The sequence below is a fragment of the Pseudoxanthomonas mexicana genome, from assembly GCF_046736355.1.
Taxonomy (GTDB): domain Bacteria; phylum Pseudomonadota; class Gammaproteobacteria; order Xanthomonadales; family Xanthomonadaceae; genus Pseudoxanthomonas_A; species Pseudoxanthomonas_A mexicana_B.
The window spans coordinates 1,003,208-1,018,407 of record NZ_CP157201.1; the positions used below are offsets into that span (position 1 = coordinate 1,003,208).

Below are 15,200 nucleotides of genomic sequence, written 5' to 3' on the forward strand. Positions count from 1 at the left end.
GCGCACCGGGCCGGCGACCGGCAATCGCCGCGTCGCCCCGGCTTGCGATGATGGGAAAGGCCCGCCGGCGCGCCGTGCGCATCGCGCGTCCACCGCCAGGCCGGGAACCTCCTCCTTCCGGCGGTCGCCATCGTCAATTATTCGTTAAAGGGTAGAATTGCAGCGCAGGAGAGAGGGCTTCATCTCCCTGCGCACTTTCGCTATCCGATGGCCTCCCATGATTTCCCTTCGTAATTTCGCCCTGCGCCGCGGCGAGCGCCTGCTGCTGTCCAACGTCGATCTGGCCCTGCACGCGGGCTACCGGGTCGGCGTGGTCGGCCGCAACGGCACCGGCAAGTCCAGCCTGTTCGCCGCCATCCGCGGCGAGCTGGAGGCCGACAAGGGCGACGTCGAGCTGCCCGGCAGGGTGCGCATCGCCAGCGTCGCACAGGAAACCCCGTCGCTGCCGGACCCGGCCATCGACTTCGTGCTCGGCGGCGACGAAGTGGTGGCGCAGGCGCTGAAGGCCGAGGCCGACGCGCTGGCCGCCGAGGACTGGGAGGCGGTGGCCGAGGCGCACCTGCGGCTGGAGGAGGTCGGCGGCTACGACGGCACCGCGCGCGCCGGCAAGCTGCTGCACGGACTGGGCTTTCCCGCCGACACCCACGAGCGGCCAGTGTCGTCGTTCTCCGGCGGCTGGCGGGTGCGCCTGAACCTGGCGCGCGCGCTGATGATGCCGTCGGACTTGCTGCTGCTCGACGAGCCGACCAACCACCTCGACATGGACGCGGTGCTGTGGCTGGAGCAGTGGCTGCTCAAGTACCCGGGCACGCTGCTGCTGATCAGCCACGACCGCGAGTTCCTCGACAACGTCGCCACCCACACCCTGCACCTGCACGGCGGCAACGCCCGGCTGTACGTCGGCGGCTACACCGACTTCGAGCGCCAGCGCACCGAGCAGCTGCGCCAGCAGCAGATCGCGCACGAGAAGGAACAGGCCGAGCGCGCCCACCTGCAATCCTTCATCGACCGCTTCAAGGCCAAGGCCAGCAAGGCCAGGCAGGCGCAGTCGCGGATGAAGCGCCTGGCCAAGCTGGCCGGCACCGAGGCGGTGCGCGCCGAGCGCGAGTTCCGCATCGAGTTCGCGCCGCCGCAGCGGCTGCCGCATTCGCTGATCCGCCTCGACCATGTCGAAGCCGGCTACCCGCCCCAAAAGCCCTCCCCTTCAAGGGGAGGGTTGGGTGGGGATGGTGTTCTTGCTGGTCAGGTGAAGTCCGCTGTCGTCGGAACGGAGAACCATCCCCACCCCAGCCCTCCCCTTGAAGGGGAGGGAGACAGAATCACGATCCTCCACGACGTCGGCTTCGGCCTCGAAGCCGGCGACCGCATCGGCCTGCTCGGCCCCAACGGCGCCGGCAAGACCACCCTGGTCAAGACCCTGGTCGGCGAGCTGTCGCCGCTGTCCGGCCAGCGCAACGCGCATCCTGACCTGCGCATCGGCTACTTCGCCCAGCACACGGTCGAGTCGCTGCACGAGGGGCAGTCGCCGATCGACCACTTCCGCGAGATCTCGCCGGATTCGCCGACCCAGGCGTTCCGCGACTTCCTCGGCAAGTGGAACTTCCCCGGCGACCGCGCGTTCGAGCCGGTGGACGGCTTCTCCGGCGGCGAGCGCGCGCGGCTGGCGCTGGCGCTGATCGCCTGGCAGCAGCCCAACGTGCTGCTGCTCGACGAACCGACCAACCACCTCGACCTGGAGATGCGCGAGGCGCTGGCCGAGGCGCTCTCGGATTTCGACGGCGCCATCGTCATGGTCAGCCACGATCGCCACCTGATCGGCCTGGTCTGCGACACCTTCTGGCGCGTGGCCGACGGCAAGGTCGAACCCTTCGCCGGCGACCTCGACGAATACGCCGCCTGGCTGCGCACCCGCCCGGCCGCGCAGGGCACCAAACGGAAGATGGCCCAGGCCGCGCCGACCCCGCCGCCGCCGCCCGCGCCCGTGCCGGCGAGGAAGCCGCCCAACCCGCACAAGCTGGCCGCCGCCGAGAAGCGCGTCGGCGAGCTGGAGCAGGCGCTGGCCGATCTCGACCGCCTGCTGGCCGATCCGTCCCACTACGGCGATGCGGCGAAGATGGCCGCGCTGGCGCGCGATCGCGAGGCGGCCGCGCAGCAACTGGCGCAGGCCGAACAGGCCTGGCTGGAATTGATCGAAGGCCAATGAAGCCAGGGCGCGCATCGCCGCGCTTGAAAACGCGGCGGCCATCCCCACAACCCGCCCTGTCCGCTCCACCACAGCCTTGCGCCATGCCCATCTACGCCTTCGAATGCACCCAGTGCGGCCACTCGTTCGACCGCCTGCAGAAGCTGTCCGACCCGGATCCCGAGGCCTGCCCGTCCTGCAGCCAGGCGGCGGTGAAGCGGCAGCTGACCGCGCCGGCCTTCCGCCTGGCCGGCAGCGGCTGGTACGAGACCGACTTCAAGAAGGATGGCGACCGGAAGCGCAACCTCGCCGACGGCGGCGAGGGCGCATCCAAGTCCGGCGACGGCAAGCCCGCCGAGGCCGCCGCCGGCAAGGGCGAGGGCGCCGCCACGCCGAAGGCCGATACCGCCCCTGCTACGGCCAAGCCCGCCGCGCCGGCCGCGTCCACGCCGCCGACTTGATGCAGGCCGCTGCGGCGGTTAGGGTGCGTTCATGAATCTCCTATCGCCGCAGCTTCCCCTCGTCCTGTTCGCCACCGCCGCGCTGGCCTCCTGCGCGCCGTCCTCGCAACAGCCTGCCTCCACGCCGTCCGCCGACGCCGCCGTCGGCGCGGACGCCTCCGCACAGCCTGGCCTGTCGGCGCCCGCCGACCAGTTCATGGCGGCGATCGCCGGCCACTGCGGCCAGGCGTTCGCCGGGCGCATCGTCGCCAACGAGCCGAAGCCGACCACGCCCGACGCCTTCGAGGGCAAGCCGCTGGTGATGCACGTGCGCGGCTGCGACGACCCGAAGCGCGAGCTGCGCATTCCCTTCCACGTCGGCGACGACCACTCGCGCACCTGGGTGCTGACCCGCCTGCCCGACGCCCTGCTGCGCCTCAAGCACGACCACCGCCACGCCGACGGCAGCGAGGACGCGGTGACCATGTACGGCGGGCAGTCGGTGGCCGCCGGCACGCCGGAGCGGCAGGAATTCCCGGTCGATCAGGAATCCGTCGCGCTGTTCGAGCGCGAGGGCCTGAACGCGTCGCTGAACAACACCTGGGCGATGGAGATCGAACCCGGGCGGTTCTTCCGCTACGAACTGAGCCGGCCGGGCGGCCGCCTGTTCAAGGTCGAGTTCGACCTGACCCGGCCGGTCGATCTTCCGCCGCCGCCGTGGGGCGCGTCACCGGACCCGGCCGGGCACTGAGCCACCGCTCCCCGGCACGCGAGCCGGGCCGGGCGTCACGCTAAACTAGCGGGCTTCGCCGGCCACGCGCCGGCGCAACCCTACCGGCGCGCCCTGCGCCGTGCCTTCTGCGTGGAGCCTGCAATGCGTACCCATTACTGCGGCCTGGTCGACGAGACCCTGATCGGCCAAACCGTCACCCTGGCCGGCTGGACCGACGTGGCCCGCAACCTCGGCGGCGTCTGCTTCATCGACCTGCGCGACCACGAGGGCATCGTGCAGGTGACGGTGGAGCCGGACAATGCCGAGGTGTTCGCGGTGGCCGCCGGGCTGGGCTACGAGGACGTGCTGCGGGTCGAAGGCGTGGTGCGCGCGCGCCACAGCGTCAACGAGAAGATCCGCACCGGCCGGGTGGAGATCGTCGCCACCCGCATCGAGGTGCTGAACAAGGCGCAGCCGCTGCCGTTCCACGCCCACGAGAACCCGGGCGAGGAAACCCGCCTGAAGTACCGCTACCTGGACCTGCGCACGCCGGAGATGCAGCGCAAGCAGCGCACCCGCATCCGCCTGGTGCAGGCACTGCGCCGCTGGCTGGACGCGCGCGGCTTCCAGGACATCGAGACGCCGATCCTGACCAAGGCCACGCCCGAGGGCGCGCGCGACTTCCTGGTGCCGGCGCGCATGCATCCGGGCGAGTTCTACGCGCTGCCGCAGTCGCCGCAGCTGTTCAAGCAGATCCTGATGGTGGCCGGCTTCGACCGCTACTACCAGATCGCGCGCTGCTTCCGCGACGAGGCGCTGCGCGCCGACCGCCAGCTGGAGTTCACCCAGCTCGACATGGAGTTCGCCTTCGTCCGCGAGCGCGACGTGCAGGACGCGGTGGAAGGCATGATCCGCGACATCTTCAAGGAAGTGATGGACGTCGAGCTGGCCGATCCGTTCCCGCGCATGACCTGGCTTGATGCGATGCGCCGCTATGGCTCGGACAAGCCCGATCTGCGCATCGACCTGGAACTGGTGGACGTGGCCGAGCAGGTGAAAGGTTGCGAGTTCGCCGTGTTCACCGCCGCCGCCAATGATGCGGACGGGCGCGTCGCCGCGCTGCGCATCCCCGGCGGCGCAAGCCTGTCGAGAAAGCAGATCGACGAGTACGCCGCGCACGCGGCCAAGTACGGCGCCAAGGGCCTGGCCTACGCCAAGCTGGGCGACAACGGCGAGGTGACCTCGCCGATCGCCAAGTTCTTCGGCGAGCAGGCTTTCGCCGCGCTGCTGGCGCGCGTCGGCGCGGGCAACGGCGACATCGTGTTCTTCGGCGCCGGCGCGTACAACAAGGTGTCCGACTTCATGGGCGCGCTGCGGCTCAAGGCCGGCAAGGATTTCAACCTGGTGCGGGACGGCTGGAAGCCGCTGTGGGTCACCGACTTCCCGATGTTCGAGTGGGACGAGGAGGCGCAGCGCTACGTGGCCCTGCATCACCCCTTCACCGCGCCGGCGGTGGACGACATCGACGACCTGCGCGCCAACGCGAAGACCGCGGTGTCGCGCGGCTACGACATGGTGCTCAACGGCAACGAGATCGGCGGTGGCTCGATCCGCATCCATCGGCCGGAGATGCAGAGCGCGGTGTTCGAACTGCTGGGCATCGGCGCGGAGGAAGCGGAGGCCAAGTTCGGCTTCCTGCTCGACGCGCTGAAGTACGGCGCGCCGCCGCACGGCGGCATCGCCTTCGGCATCGACCGCATCGCCGCGCTGATGGCCGGTACCGAATCGATCCGCGACGTCATCCCGTTCCCCAAGACCACCTCGGCACAGTGCCTGATGACCGGCGCGCCGTCGCCGATTCCGGATGCGCAGCTGGCCGAAGTGCATATCCAGACCCGGCCCAAAGAATAAATGTCCCCGAAGCCGCTGCGGACAACGGTGGGCACATCGCCTTCGAAGCGACTCCCGCACGGCACATGCGCCCTTCCCCCGTTCACGGGGGAAGGGAACGGGATAGGGGCGAAGCGCCAGTAGCCTCGCTTGTGCATTCCATCCTCCAAAACGAATCGAAAGAGAGAACACCCCCAATGACCGACTACGCATTCAACCTGGAATGGGAACGCCTGGGCAACGAAGGCGGCGACGCCTCGCTGGTGACCGAGCGCGCCCGCGTGTTCGGCGGCTGGCTGGTGCGCGTGGGCGCCTCGCCGGCGGCGATGGCGCTGGCCTTCGTGCCGGACGAGCAGGGCCGCTGGGACGGCGAGGACTTCGGCGAGGACGACTACGAGTACGAAGAGGAAGACGAGGACGAAGAGGGCGAGGAAGAAGAGGAAGACGAAGAAGAGGACCAGTAATCCCCTCCCGTCCCGGTCGGCGCGCGCTGCGCGCCGCCGGCCATCCGCGCATCCGGTGTTTGCGGATGCAAACGGAACACCACGCCGCACCCATCCGCATGCCCACCCTGCGCCGCGCCACCGTCGACGACGCCCCGGTCCTGTCGGACCTGGCCGCGCGCACCTTCACCGAGACCTTCGGGCACCTGTATCCGCCGCAGGACCTGGCGTTCTTCCTCGCCGACGCCTACGCGGTGGACAAGCAGCGCACCATCCTGGCCCATCCCGACTACGCGGTGTGGCTGCTGGAGGACGACGGCGTGGCGGTCGGCCATGCCGCCGCCGGCCCGTGCGGACTGCCGCATCCGCAGGTCGCCCCAGGCGACGGCGAGCTGAAGCGGTTGTACCTGCTCAAGCCCTACCAGAACGGCGGCCACGGCAGCCGCCTGTTCCGCGCCGCGCTGGACTGGCTGCTGCGCGACGGGCCGCGCACGCTGTGGATCGGCGTGTGGTCGCAGAACTTCGGCGCGCAGCGCTTTTACGCGCGGCACGGGTTCGAGAAGGTCGGCCAGTACCTCTTCCCGGTCGGCGAGACCCGCGACGACGAGTTCATCCTGCGGCGCGCGGCGCACGTGCGCTGAAGCCAACGGCAGCGGCAGCGGCATGGGGCGATGCGGTTGGCGGCGCCGGCGGGGATCGGACAGACTGCCATGATGGATGCGCACGGCACCGACACGACGATGCAGACCAACCGGATCCTGCTGCTGCACGGCATCTGGAACGCGCGCAGCTGGCTGGCGCCGCTGGCGCGACGGCTGCGCCGGGCCGGCTTCGAGGTCGACGTGTTCGGCTATCCCAGCGTGTTCGGCGGCGCCGAGACGGCCATCGCGCAGCTGATCGAAGCGCTGTCCGATGCGCCGCCGCTGCACCTGGTCGGCCACAGCCTGGGCGGCCTGATCGGGCTGGAGGCGCTGCGCCGCGCGCCGCACTTGCCGGTGGCGCGGATGGTGTGCATCGGCTCGCCGCTGTGCGGCAGCGCGGCCGCCCGCAGCCTGGGCCGGCGCGCCTGGAGCGCGCCGGTGCTGGGACGCAGCGGCGCGCTGCTGCAGAACGGCTGCCCGCCCTGGCGCGGCCGGCCGCCGGTGGGCGTGGTGGCCGGCGACGTCGCCCGCGGCATCGGCCGGCTGCTGGCCCGCTTCGACGGCGCCTCCGACGGCACCGTGGCGGTGGCCGAGACCCGCCTGCCGGGCCTGGCCGACCATTGCGTGGTCCATGCCAGCCACACCGGGCTGGTGTTCTCGGCCGCGGCGGCCGCGCAGGCGGCGCATTTCCTGCGCGAGGGCAGGTTCCGGCACCCGCCCGGAGCCATGCGCGGCGGTGTTGCGGCGGCGCCAGCCGCGGGCGGGACGGGCTGAGGTGTAAGATCCGCGCCCTCACGTTTGCAGATGCAGTCGAATCATGGGCAGAGGACCGTCTATCGAGGCCCGCAAGAACGCCTCGGACGCCAAGCGCGGCAAGATTTTCACCAAGATCATCCGCGAGATCGGCGTGGCCGCGCGCGCCGGCGGCGGCGACCCGCACAACAACCCGCGCCTGCGCGCGGCGATGGACAAGGCGCTGGCGTCCAACATGTCCAAGGACGTCATCGAGCGCGCGATCAAGAAGGCCACCGGCGAGCTGGAAGGCGTCGAGTACGAGGAAGTGCGCTACGAGGGCTACGCGCCCGGCGGCGTGGCGGTCATCGTCGACTGCCTGACCGACAACCGCGTTCGCACCGTGGCCGACGTGCGCCACGCCTTCTCCAAGTGCGGCGGCAACATGGGCACCGAGGGTTCGGTGGCCTTCATGTTCAAGCGCCTGGGCGTGCTGTCCTACGCGCCCGGCGCGGACGAGGCGTCCTCTTTTGAAAGCCGGATCACCGAGGCGGCCATCGAGGCCGGCGCCGACGACATCGTGGTCTATCCGGACGACGGCTCGATCGACGTGGTGACCGCGCCGGAGGGCTTCCTGGCGGTCAAGGACGCGATGACCGCGGCGGGCCTGATCGCCGATCACGCCGAGATCACCTTCCGCGCCGACAACGACATCGCCGTGTCCGGCGAGACCGCGCAGCAGGTGAAGAAGCTGCTGGACATGCTGGAAGACCTGGACGACGTGCAGGACGTCTACTCGAATGCCGAGTTGGGCGCGGATGCGTATGTGTGACAGCGTCGGGAATGGGGAATCGGGAATCGGGAATGGATGCCCGAACCGTAGGTTCCCCATCACCGGGATGACCGCGTGCGCGATTGCCGCGCTTTTCCATTCCCCATTCCCCGTTCCCCATTCCCGGCTTCAATGACCCGCATCCTAGGCATCGACCCAGGCTCGCAGCGCACCGGCGTCGGCATCATTGACATCGAGGCCGGCGGGCAGGTGCGGCACGTCTACCACGCGCCGCTGGTGCTGCTGGGCGCGGACGATTTCCCGCAGCGGCTCAGGCGCCTGCTCGACGGGCTGGCCGAGGTGATCGAGACCTGGCGGCCGCAGGAAGTGGCGATCGAGAAGGTGTTCATGGCGCGCAATCCCGACTCGGCGCTGAAGCTGGGCCAGGCGCGCGGCGCGGCGATGTGCGCGGTGGTGCTGCGCGACCTGCCGATCCACGAGTACGCGGCCAAGGAGATCAAGCTGGCCGTGGTCGGCAAGGGCGGTGCGGAGAAGCAGCAGGTGCAGCACATGGTCGGCATCATGCTGAACCTGCACGGCAAGCTGCAGGCCGACGCCGCCGACGCGCTGGCCGTGGCCATCACCCACGCGCACGTGCGCGCCACCGCGCAGCGGCTGGGCGTGGATGCGCGGCAGGCTTGGAGTCGCAAATGAACGGGAATGGGGAATGGGGAATGGGGAATGGAAGAAGCGGCATCTTGCCTGCGTCTTGTCGGCTAGCATCCGCCATCGCGGAACCGCTTTCCCATTCCCCATTCCCCATTCCCCATTCCCGGCTCCCGAAAGGGGCCACGCCATGATCGGCCGACTCCGCGGCATCCTCGCCTACAAGTCGCCGCCGTGGCTGGTGATCGACGTCGGCGGCGTCGGCTACGAGCTGGAGGCGCCGATGAGCACCTTCTACGACCTGCCGGACCTGGGGCGCGAGGTCACGCTGTTCACCCACTACGCGCAGAAGGAGGACAGCGTGTCGCTGTACGGCTTCCTGCGCGAGGGCGAGCGCAGGCTGTTCCGCGACGTGCAGAAGGTCAGCGGCATCGGCGCGAAGATCGCGCTGGCGGTGCTGTCGGGCGCCAGCGTCGACGAATTCGCGCGGCTGGTGCAGGCCGGCGACATCGCCGCGCTCACCCGCATCCCCGGCATCGGCAAGAAGACCGCCGAGCGCATGGTGGTGGAACTGCGCGACCGCGCCGCCGACCTGATCGGCGCGCCGTCGGGACTGACCAGCCTGCCGACCGATCCGCAGTCCGAGGCCACCATCGCCCTGCAGCAGCTCGGCTACAAGCCGGCCGAAGCCACGCGGATGGCGCGCGACGCCACCGCCGCCGGCGACGACGCGGCCACGATCATCCGCAAGGCCTTGCAGTCGGCGCTGCGTTGACGCCGACGCGCCTAGAGTTCCCCCTTCCATTCCTCCCCGCGCTAGCTTCCGGCCGCCATGTCCAACCCCTCATCCTCCTCCGCGGGCGGCGCCCACGCCGGATCGCACGGCCGCGCCGGCCTGGCCGGGCTGGTCCTGGGCGCCATCGGCGTGGTGTTCGGCGACATCGGCACCAGCCCGCTGTACACGCTGAAGGAGGCGTTCTCCGGGCACTACGGGCTGGTCGCCGACCACGACACCGTGCTCGGCGTGCTGTCGCTGGTGTTCTGGGCGCTGACCCTGGTGGTCACGGTCAAGTACGTCACCATCATCATGCGCGCCGACAACGACGGCGAGGGCGGCATCATGGCGCTGATGGCGCTGGCCCAGCGCAGCCTGCGCGCCGGCTCGCGCTCGGCCTACTTGATCGGCATCCTCGGCATCTTCGGCGCGTCGCTGTTCTTCGGCGACGGCGTGATCACCCCGGCCATCTCGGTGCTGTCGGCGGTCGAGGGCCTGGAGGTGGTCGCGCCGCAGTTGCACAGCTGGATCGTGCCGATCACCGTGCTGGTGCTGGTGTCGCTGTTCGCCACCCAGCGCTTCGGCACCGCGAAGGTGGGCAAGGTGTTCGGGCCGGTCACGGTGACCTGGTTCGTCGTGCTGGCGGTGCTGGGGGTGACCAACATCCTGCACGAGCCGGAAGTGCTGCACGCGATCAACCCGTGGTGGGCGGCCAACTTCTTCGCCACCCACCACTGGCACGGCATCTTCATCCTTGGCGCGGTGGTGCTGGCGGTGACCGGCGGCGAGGCCATCTACACCGACATGGGCCACTTCGGCGCGCGGCCGATCCGGCTCGGGTGGTACTGGTTCGTGCTGCCGGCGCTGATGCTCAACTACCTGGGGCAGGGCGCGCTGATCCTGGAGAACCCGGCCGCCATCCGCAATCCGTTCTACATCGGCGTGCCCGAATGGGGCCGCATCCCGATGATCGTGCTGGCCACCGCGGCCACCGTGATCGCCTCGCAGGCGGTGATCACCGGCGGCTTCTCGATCGCGCGCCAGGCCATGCAGCTGGGCTACATCCCGCGCATGCGCATCAAGCACACCTCCAGCGACACCATCGGCCAGATCTACATCCCCGGCATCAACTGGATGATGATGGTCATCGTCATCGGCCTGGTGCTGGCGTTCCGCAGCTCGTCGGCGCTGGCCACCGCCTACGGCATCTCGGTGTCGATGACGATGCTGATCGACACGCTGCTGCTGGCCATCGTCGCCAACGCGCTGTGGCCGAAGGCGCGGCGCTGGGTGCTGCCGCTGTGCGTGGCGTTCGTGGTCGGCGACGCGGCGTTCGTGATCGCCAATGGCGCCAAGATCCTGCAGGGCGGCTGGTTCCCGGTGGTGCTGGGCATCGTGCTGTTCACCCTGCTGCGCACCTGGCGGCGCGGCCGCGAACTGCTGGCCGCCGAGATCCGCAAGGAAGGCATCCAGCTCGACACCTTCCTGCCCGGCCTGATGCTGGCCCCGCCGGTGCGCGTGCAGGGCACGGCGGTGTTCCTGACCGCGCAGACCGGGGTGGTGCCGCACGCGATGATGCACAACCTCAAGCACAACAAGGTGCTGCACGAGCGCAACGTGTTCCTGACCGTGGAGACGCTGCCGGTGCCGTTCGCGCCGCCGGAGAAGACCCTGAAGATCGAGTCCATCGGCGAGGACTTCTACCGCGCCATCGTCCGCTACGGCTTCATGCAGACCCCGGACGTGCCGGCCGCGCTGATGCGCTCCTGCGACCAGGGCGGGGCCTATTTCGACCCGATGGATACCACCTATTTCGCCAGCCGCGAGAACGTGGTCGCCAGCCGCCGCCGCGGCATGCCGTTCTGGCGCGACAAGCTGTTCGCGCTCATGCACCGCAACGCCGCCCCGGTGACCGGCTTCTTCCGCATCCCGGGCAACCGGCTGGTGGAGCTGGGGGCGCAGGTGGAGATCTGAAGGACCGGGAATGGGGAGTAGGGAATGGGGAATGGCAACGGCGGCCCGCCGCGTTAGCCGCTACCATTGCCCCATCGATTCCCTATTCCCCATTCCCGATTCCCACCCCAGTGACCGACCGCATCATCACCCCCAGCGCCACCCGCGAGGACGACGCCATCGAGGCCAGCATCCGGCCCAAGCGGCTGGACGAGTACCTGGGCCAGAAGCCGGTGCGCGAGCAGCTGGACATCTACATCCAGGCGGCCAAGGGGCGCGGCGAGGCGCTGGATCACGTGCTGATCTTCGGCCCGCCGGGGCTGGGCAAGACCACCCTGAGCCACGTCATCGCCAACGAGCTGGGGGTCAACCTGCGGGTCACCTCCGGCCCGGTGATCGAGAAGGCCGGCGACCTGGCCGCGCTGCTGACCAACCTGCAGCCGCACGACGTGCTGTTCGTCGACGAGATCCACCGCCTGTCGCCGGTGGTCGAGGAAGTGCTGTACCCGGCGATGGAGGACTTCCAGATCGACATCATGATCGGCGAGGGTCCGGCCGCGCGCTCGATCAAGCTGGACCTGCCGCCGTTCACCCTGATCGGCGCGACCACCCGCGCCGGCCTGCTGACTGCGCCGCTGCGCGATCGCTTCGGCATCGTCCAGCGGCTGGAGTTCTACACGCCCGAAGAACTGACCCGCATCGTGCAGCGCTCGGCGCGCATCCTGGCGATGGACTGCGATCCGCAGGGCGCGGCCGAGATCGCCCGCCGCGCGCGCGGCACCCCGCGCATCGCCAACCGGCTGCTGCGGCGGGTGCGCGACTACGCCCAGGTCAAGGCCGGCGGCCGCATCGACACCGAGGTGGCGCAGGCGGCGATGCAGATGCTCAAGGTCGATCCGGAGGGCTTCGACGAACTGGACCGGCGCATGCTGCGCACCATCGTCGACAGCTTCGACGGCGGCCCGGTCGGCGTCGAGTCGCTGGCCGCCGCGCTGTCGGAGGAGCGCGGCACGCTGGAGGACGTCATCGAGCCCTACCTCATCCAGCAGGGCTTCCTGATCCGCACCGCCCGCGGCCGCATGGCCACGGCCAAGGCGTACAGGCACCTGGGCCTGAAGCCCAGGAACCGGGATTCGGGATTGGGGATTGGGGATTCGGAGCCGCTGTTCTGATCGTCCGCCCCTACCGCGTGAATCGTCAGTGATGTGACAGGAGCCCCCGCTTTTGACTTCCCATTCTCCACTCCCTATTCCCGATTCCCGTCTATTCAGTATCCCGACACGCATCTACTGGGAAGATACCGACGCCGGTGGCGTGGTCTACCACGCGCAGTACCTGGCCTTCCTCGAACGCGCGCGCACCGAGTGGCTGCGCGCGCGCGGGCTGGGGCAGGAGGTGTTGCGCCACCAGCACGATCTCGTGTTCGCGGTGCGGTCGATGACGCTGGATTTCCTGCGTCCGGCGCGGCTGGACGACCTGTTGCGGGTCACCGCCGAGGTGCGCGAGTGCCGCCACGCCAGCGTCGTCTTCGCCCAGTCCATCGAGCGCGGCGATCAGACGCTGCTGACCGCCGAGGTCAAGGTGGCGGTGCTGGCCGCCGCCACGTTCAGACCCCGCCGGCTTCCCGAGACGTTGTACCAGGCATTCAGGACGCTCGAACGCCCCACCGACCGACAAGAAGATAGAGAACCGAGGAACGACGGATGATCGCAATGCTGCTGGCCTTCCAGGACACCGTGGTGGAGGCGCTGCCCCAGGAGGCGACCGCGGCCGCCGCCGAAGCGACCGCCGCCACCGTCAACAGCGGCATCAACTACCTGGACCTGATGCTCAAGGCCAGCCTGCCGGTCAAGCTGATCGTGCTGCTGCTGCTGGCAGGCTCGCTGATCAGCTGGGTGATCATCTTCCGCAAGGCGCGCGTGTTCAAGCTCGCCGACCGCGAGGCCGACGAGTTCGAGAACCGCTTCTGGTCCGGCGCCGACCTGGCCAAGCTCTACGCCGGGGCGACCGACCGCAACCGCCTGGTCACCGGGCTGGAGGCGATCTTCGAGGCCGGCTTCCGCGAGTTCACCCGCCTGCGCGACAAGCGCCGGCTCGACGGCCGCGTCCAGCTGGAAGGCGCGCAGCGGGCGATGCGCGCGACCTACTCGCGCGAGATCGGCGGCCTGGAGCGCAACCTGGAACTGCTGGCCAACATCGGCTCGACCGCGCCTTACGTGGGCCTGGTCGGCACCGTGTTCGGCATCATGGTGACCATGCACGACATGCTCAACAGCGGCGAGCAGGCCGGTATCGCCTCGGTCGCGCCGGGCATCTCCGAGGCGCTGTTCGCCACCGCCATCGGCCTGTTCGTCGCCATCCCGGCGGTGTGGGCCTACAACCGCTACACCACCCGCGTGGAACGGCTGGCGGTGCGCTACGAGAGTTTCGCCGAGGAGTTCAGCTCGATCCTGCAGCGGCAGACCTCGACCGAGGACTGAGCGCCATGACCGCCTTCGCTCCGCATCGCAAGCGCCGCAAGCTCAAGTCCGAGATCAACGTCGTCCCGTACATCGACGTGATGCTGGTGCTGCTGATCATCTTCATGGTCACCGCGCCGCTGCTGACCCTGAGTATCGACGTCGACCTGCCGGTGGCCAACGCCAAGGCGCTGGAGAGCAAGCAGGACCCGATCATCGTCACCGCCTACGCCGACGGCCGGCTGGCGATGCAACTGCCCAAGGGCGAGCTGCAGTCGATGAGCGCCGACGAGATGCAGCAGCGCCTGGCCGCCATCGTCACGCAGGACCGCAACGTGCGGGTGGTGCTGGCGGCCGAGGCGCAGGCGCCGTACCAGCGCGTGATCGACGCGACCAACGTGCTGAAGGCGGCGAAGGTCGAGAAGGTCGCGCTGCTGACGGACGCGGGCGGCAATGCACGCTGAGGCGCTGCCGCGTCACGCCTACCGCAGCGACGACTGGGGCCGCCCGATCGCGCTGGCGGTGGCGGTGCACCTGCTGGTCGTGCTGGTGTTCACGCTGGCCTGGCTGTGGTCGCCGCAGCGCGACGTCGAGCCGGCCGCCGGCGACCCGATGCTGGAGGCGAGCCTGGAAGTCTCCGCCGCCGAGGCGCGCACCGCGCGCCGCGCGCTGAACGCCACGCCGACCCCGGCGCCACCGCTGCCGATCCCGGAGGAGGAGCCGGCCGAGGAGGAGACCGTGCCGCCGCCGCAGCCGATCCCCGAGCCGCGCCCGCAGGATTCCCCAGTGCCGCAGCAGAACCTGGCGCAGGAGCGCATCCCCGAGCCGGACACGACCCAGCAGCAGCGGGTCAGCGAGATGGCCATCGCCCAGGAAAAGGCGCGCCAGGAACAGGAGGCGCGCCGCCGCCAGGAGCAGATCGACCTGACCGAGCGCCAGCGCCAGGAGGAGGCCGAGCGCCGCCAGCGCCTGGCCCGGCAGCAGGAGGAGGCCGAACGCCAGCAGAAGCTGGCCGACATCCGCCGCCAGCGCGAGCAGGCCCAGCGCGAGGCGCAGCTGGCCGAGCAGAAGCTGCGCCAGTTGCAGGCCGCGCGCGAGCAGCAGGCCGCGCAGGCGCCGGCTCCCGCCGCCACCGGCACGGCAGGTCAGGGCGGCACCAGCACCGATCTCACCGCGCAGTACGCCGCCGCGATCCAGGAGGCCGTGCTGCGCCAGTGGGTGCGCCCGGATTCGGTGCCGCGCGGCCAGCGCTGCCGCATCACCATCCGCCAGCTGCCCGGCGGCGAGGTGAGCGAGGCCAGGGTTGATCCGAGCTGCCCCTACGACGAAGCCGGCCGGCGCTCGGTGGAGGCGGCCGTGCTGCGCGCGCAGCCGCTGCCCTACCGGGGCTTCGAATCGGTGTTCCAGCGCACGCTGAACTTCAATTTCGAGGCCCGCGACCGCTGATTCACGCCGTCTTGTCGTTCATGATTGCGAAAATGTTCACGGTCAGGCTGGTATCCCTTCCCGCTCCCCGTTCAGAACCCCCGTCGCCC

Annotated in this window: 16 protein-coding genes; all 16 read left to right on the plus strand. The window is 69.9% G+C overall.

What is annotated here, in order from left to right; all coding sequences use genetic code 11:
* Nucleotides 1-217: 217 nt before the first annotated feature.
* The 16 genes from AAG688_RS04500 (at nt 218) to tolA (ending at nt 15,111) form a co-directional block, all read left to right on the plus strand.
* On the plus strand, nt 218-2,203 hold the full coding sequence (locus AAG688_RS04500) for an ABC-F family ATP-binding cassette domain-containing protein (RefSeq protein WP_411834163.1): 1,986 nt from the start codon (nt 218-220) through the stop codon (nt 2,201-2,203).
* A gap of 83 nt (nt 2,204-2,286) precedes the next feature.
* Nucleotides 2,287-2,643: an FmdB family zinc ribbon protein gene (locus AAG688_RS04505; protein ID WP_411834164.1), complete on the plus strand. Its 357-nt coding sequence runs from the start codon at nt 2,287-2,289 to the stop codon at nt 2,641-2,643.
* 31 nt (nt 2,644-2,674) lie between these two features.
* Entirely contained in the window at nt 2,675-3,373 is a 699-nt protein-coding gene (locus tag AAG688_RS04510; RefSeq protein WP_411834165.1) for a hypothetical protein, read from the plus strand.
* 123 nt (nt 3,374-3,496) lie between these two features.
* Nucleotides 3,497-5,245: an aspartate--tRNA ligase gene (aspS, locus tag AAG688_RS04515; protein ID WP_411834166.1), complete on the plus strand. Its 1,749-nt coding sequence runs from the start codon at nt 3,497-3,499 to the stop codon at nt 5,243-5,245.
* Between the two features lie 176 nt (nt 5,246-5,421).
* On the plus strand, nt 5,422-5,688 hold the full coding sequence (locus AAG688_RS04520; RefSeq protein WP_411834167.1) for a DNA primase: 267 nt from the start codon (nt 5,422-5,424) through the stop codon (nt 5,686-5,688).
* 98 nt (nt 5,689-5,786) lie between these two features.
* Nucleotides 5,787-6,308 (plus strand): GNAT family N-acetyltransferase, encoded by a 522-nt coding sequence (locus AAG688_RS04525; protein WP_411834168.1) that lies wholly within the window; start codon nt 5,787-5,789, stop codon nt 6,306-6,308.
* Nucleotides 6,309-6,377: 69 nt separating this feature from the next.
* Entirely contained in the window at nt 6,378-7,082 is a 705-nt protein-coding gene (locus AAG688_RS04530; RefSeq protein ID WP_411834169.1) for an esterase/lipase family protein, read from the plus strand.
* A 43-nt stretch (nt 7,083-7,125) separates the two neighbouring features.
* Complete coding sequence (locus tag AAG688_RS04535; protein ID WP_411834170.1) at nt 7,126-7,872, plus strand: YebC/PmpR family DNA-binding transcriptional regulator; 747 nt, start codon at nt 7,126-7,128, stop codon at nt 7,870-7,872.
* Between the two features lie 132 nt (nt 7,873-8,004).
* Nucleotides 8,005-8,526, plus strand: coding sequence for a crossover junction endodeoxyribonuclease RuvC (gene ruvC / locus AAG688_RS04540; RefSeq protein ID WP_411834171.1), 522 nt, complete (start codon nt 8,005-8,007; stop codon nt 8,524-8,526).
* 142 nt (nt 8,527-8,668) lie between these two features.
* Nucleotides 8,669-9,253, plus strand: coding sequence for a Holliday junction branch migration protein RuvA (gene ruvA / locus AAG688_RS04545; RefSeq protein ID WP_411834172.1), 585 nt, complete (start codon nt 8,669-8,671; stop codon nt 9,251-9,253).
* A 57-nt stretch (nt 9,254-9,310) separates the two neighbouring features.
* Nucleotides 9,311-11,227: a potassium transporter Kup gene (locus AAG688_RS04550; RefSeq protein ID WP_411834173.1), complete on the plus strand. Its 1,917-nt coding sequence runs from the start codon at nt 9,311-9,313 to the stop codon at nt 11,225-11,227.
* A 110-nt stretch (nt 11,228-11,337) separates the two neighbouring features.
* Nucleotides 11,338-12,378 (plus strand): Holliday junction branch migration DNA helicase RuvB, encoded by a 1,041-nt coding sequence (gene ruvB, locus AAG688_RS04555; RefSeq protein WP_411834174.1) that lies wholly within the window; start codon nt 11,338-11,340, stop codon nt 12,376-12,378.
* 52 nt (nt 12,379-12,430) lie between these two features.
* Nucleotides 12,431-12,913, plus strand: coding sequence for a tol-pal system-associated acyl-CoA thioesterase (gene ybgC, locus AAG688_RS04560; RefSeq protein ID WP_411834176.1), 483 nt, complete (start codon nt 12,431-12,433; stop codon nt 12,911-12,913).
* Nucleotides 12,910-13,686, plus strand: a complete 777-nt coding sequence (gene tolQ, locus AAG688_RS04565; RefSeq protein WP_411834177.1) for a protein TolQ — start codon at nt 12,910-12,912, stop codon at nt 13,684-13,686. Before ybgC ends, tolQ begins: the two co-directional genes overlap by 4 nt.
* A 5-nt stretch (nt 13,687-13,691) precedes the next feature.
* The gene (locus AAG688_RS04570; RefSeq protein ID WP_411834178.1) at nt 13,692-14,129 is read left to right on the plus strand and encodes an ExbD/TolR family protein; all 438 of its coding nucleotides are present in this window, start codon (nt 13,692-13,694) and stop codon (nt 14,127-14,129) included.
* A complete protein-coding gene (gene tolA / locus AAG688_RS04575; RefSeq protein WP_411834179.1) occupies nt 14,119-15,111 on the plus strand; it encodes a cell envelope integrity protein TolA in 993 nt (330 codons plus the stop codon). The genes AAG688_RS04570 and tolA overlap by 11 nt, the downstream gene beginning before the upstream one ends.
* Nucleotides 15,112-15,200 lie beyond the last annotated feature (89 nt).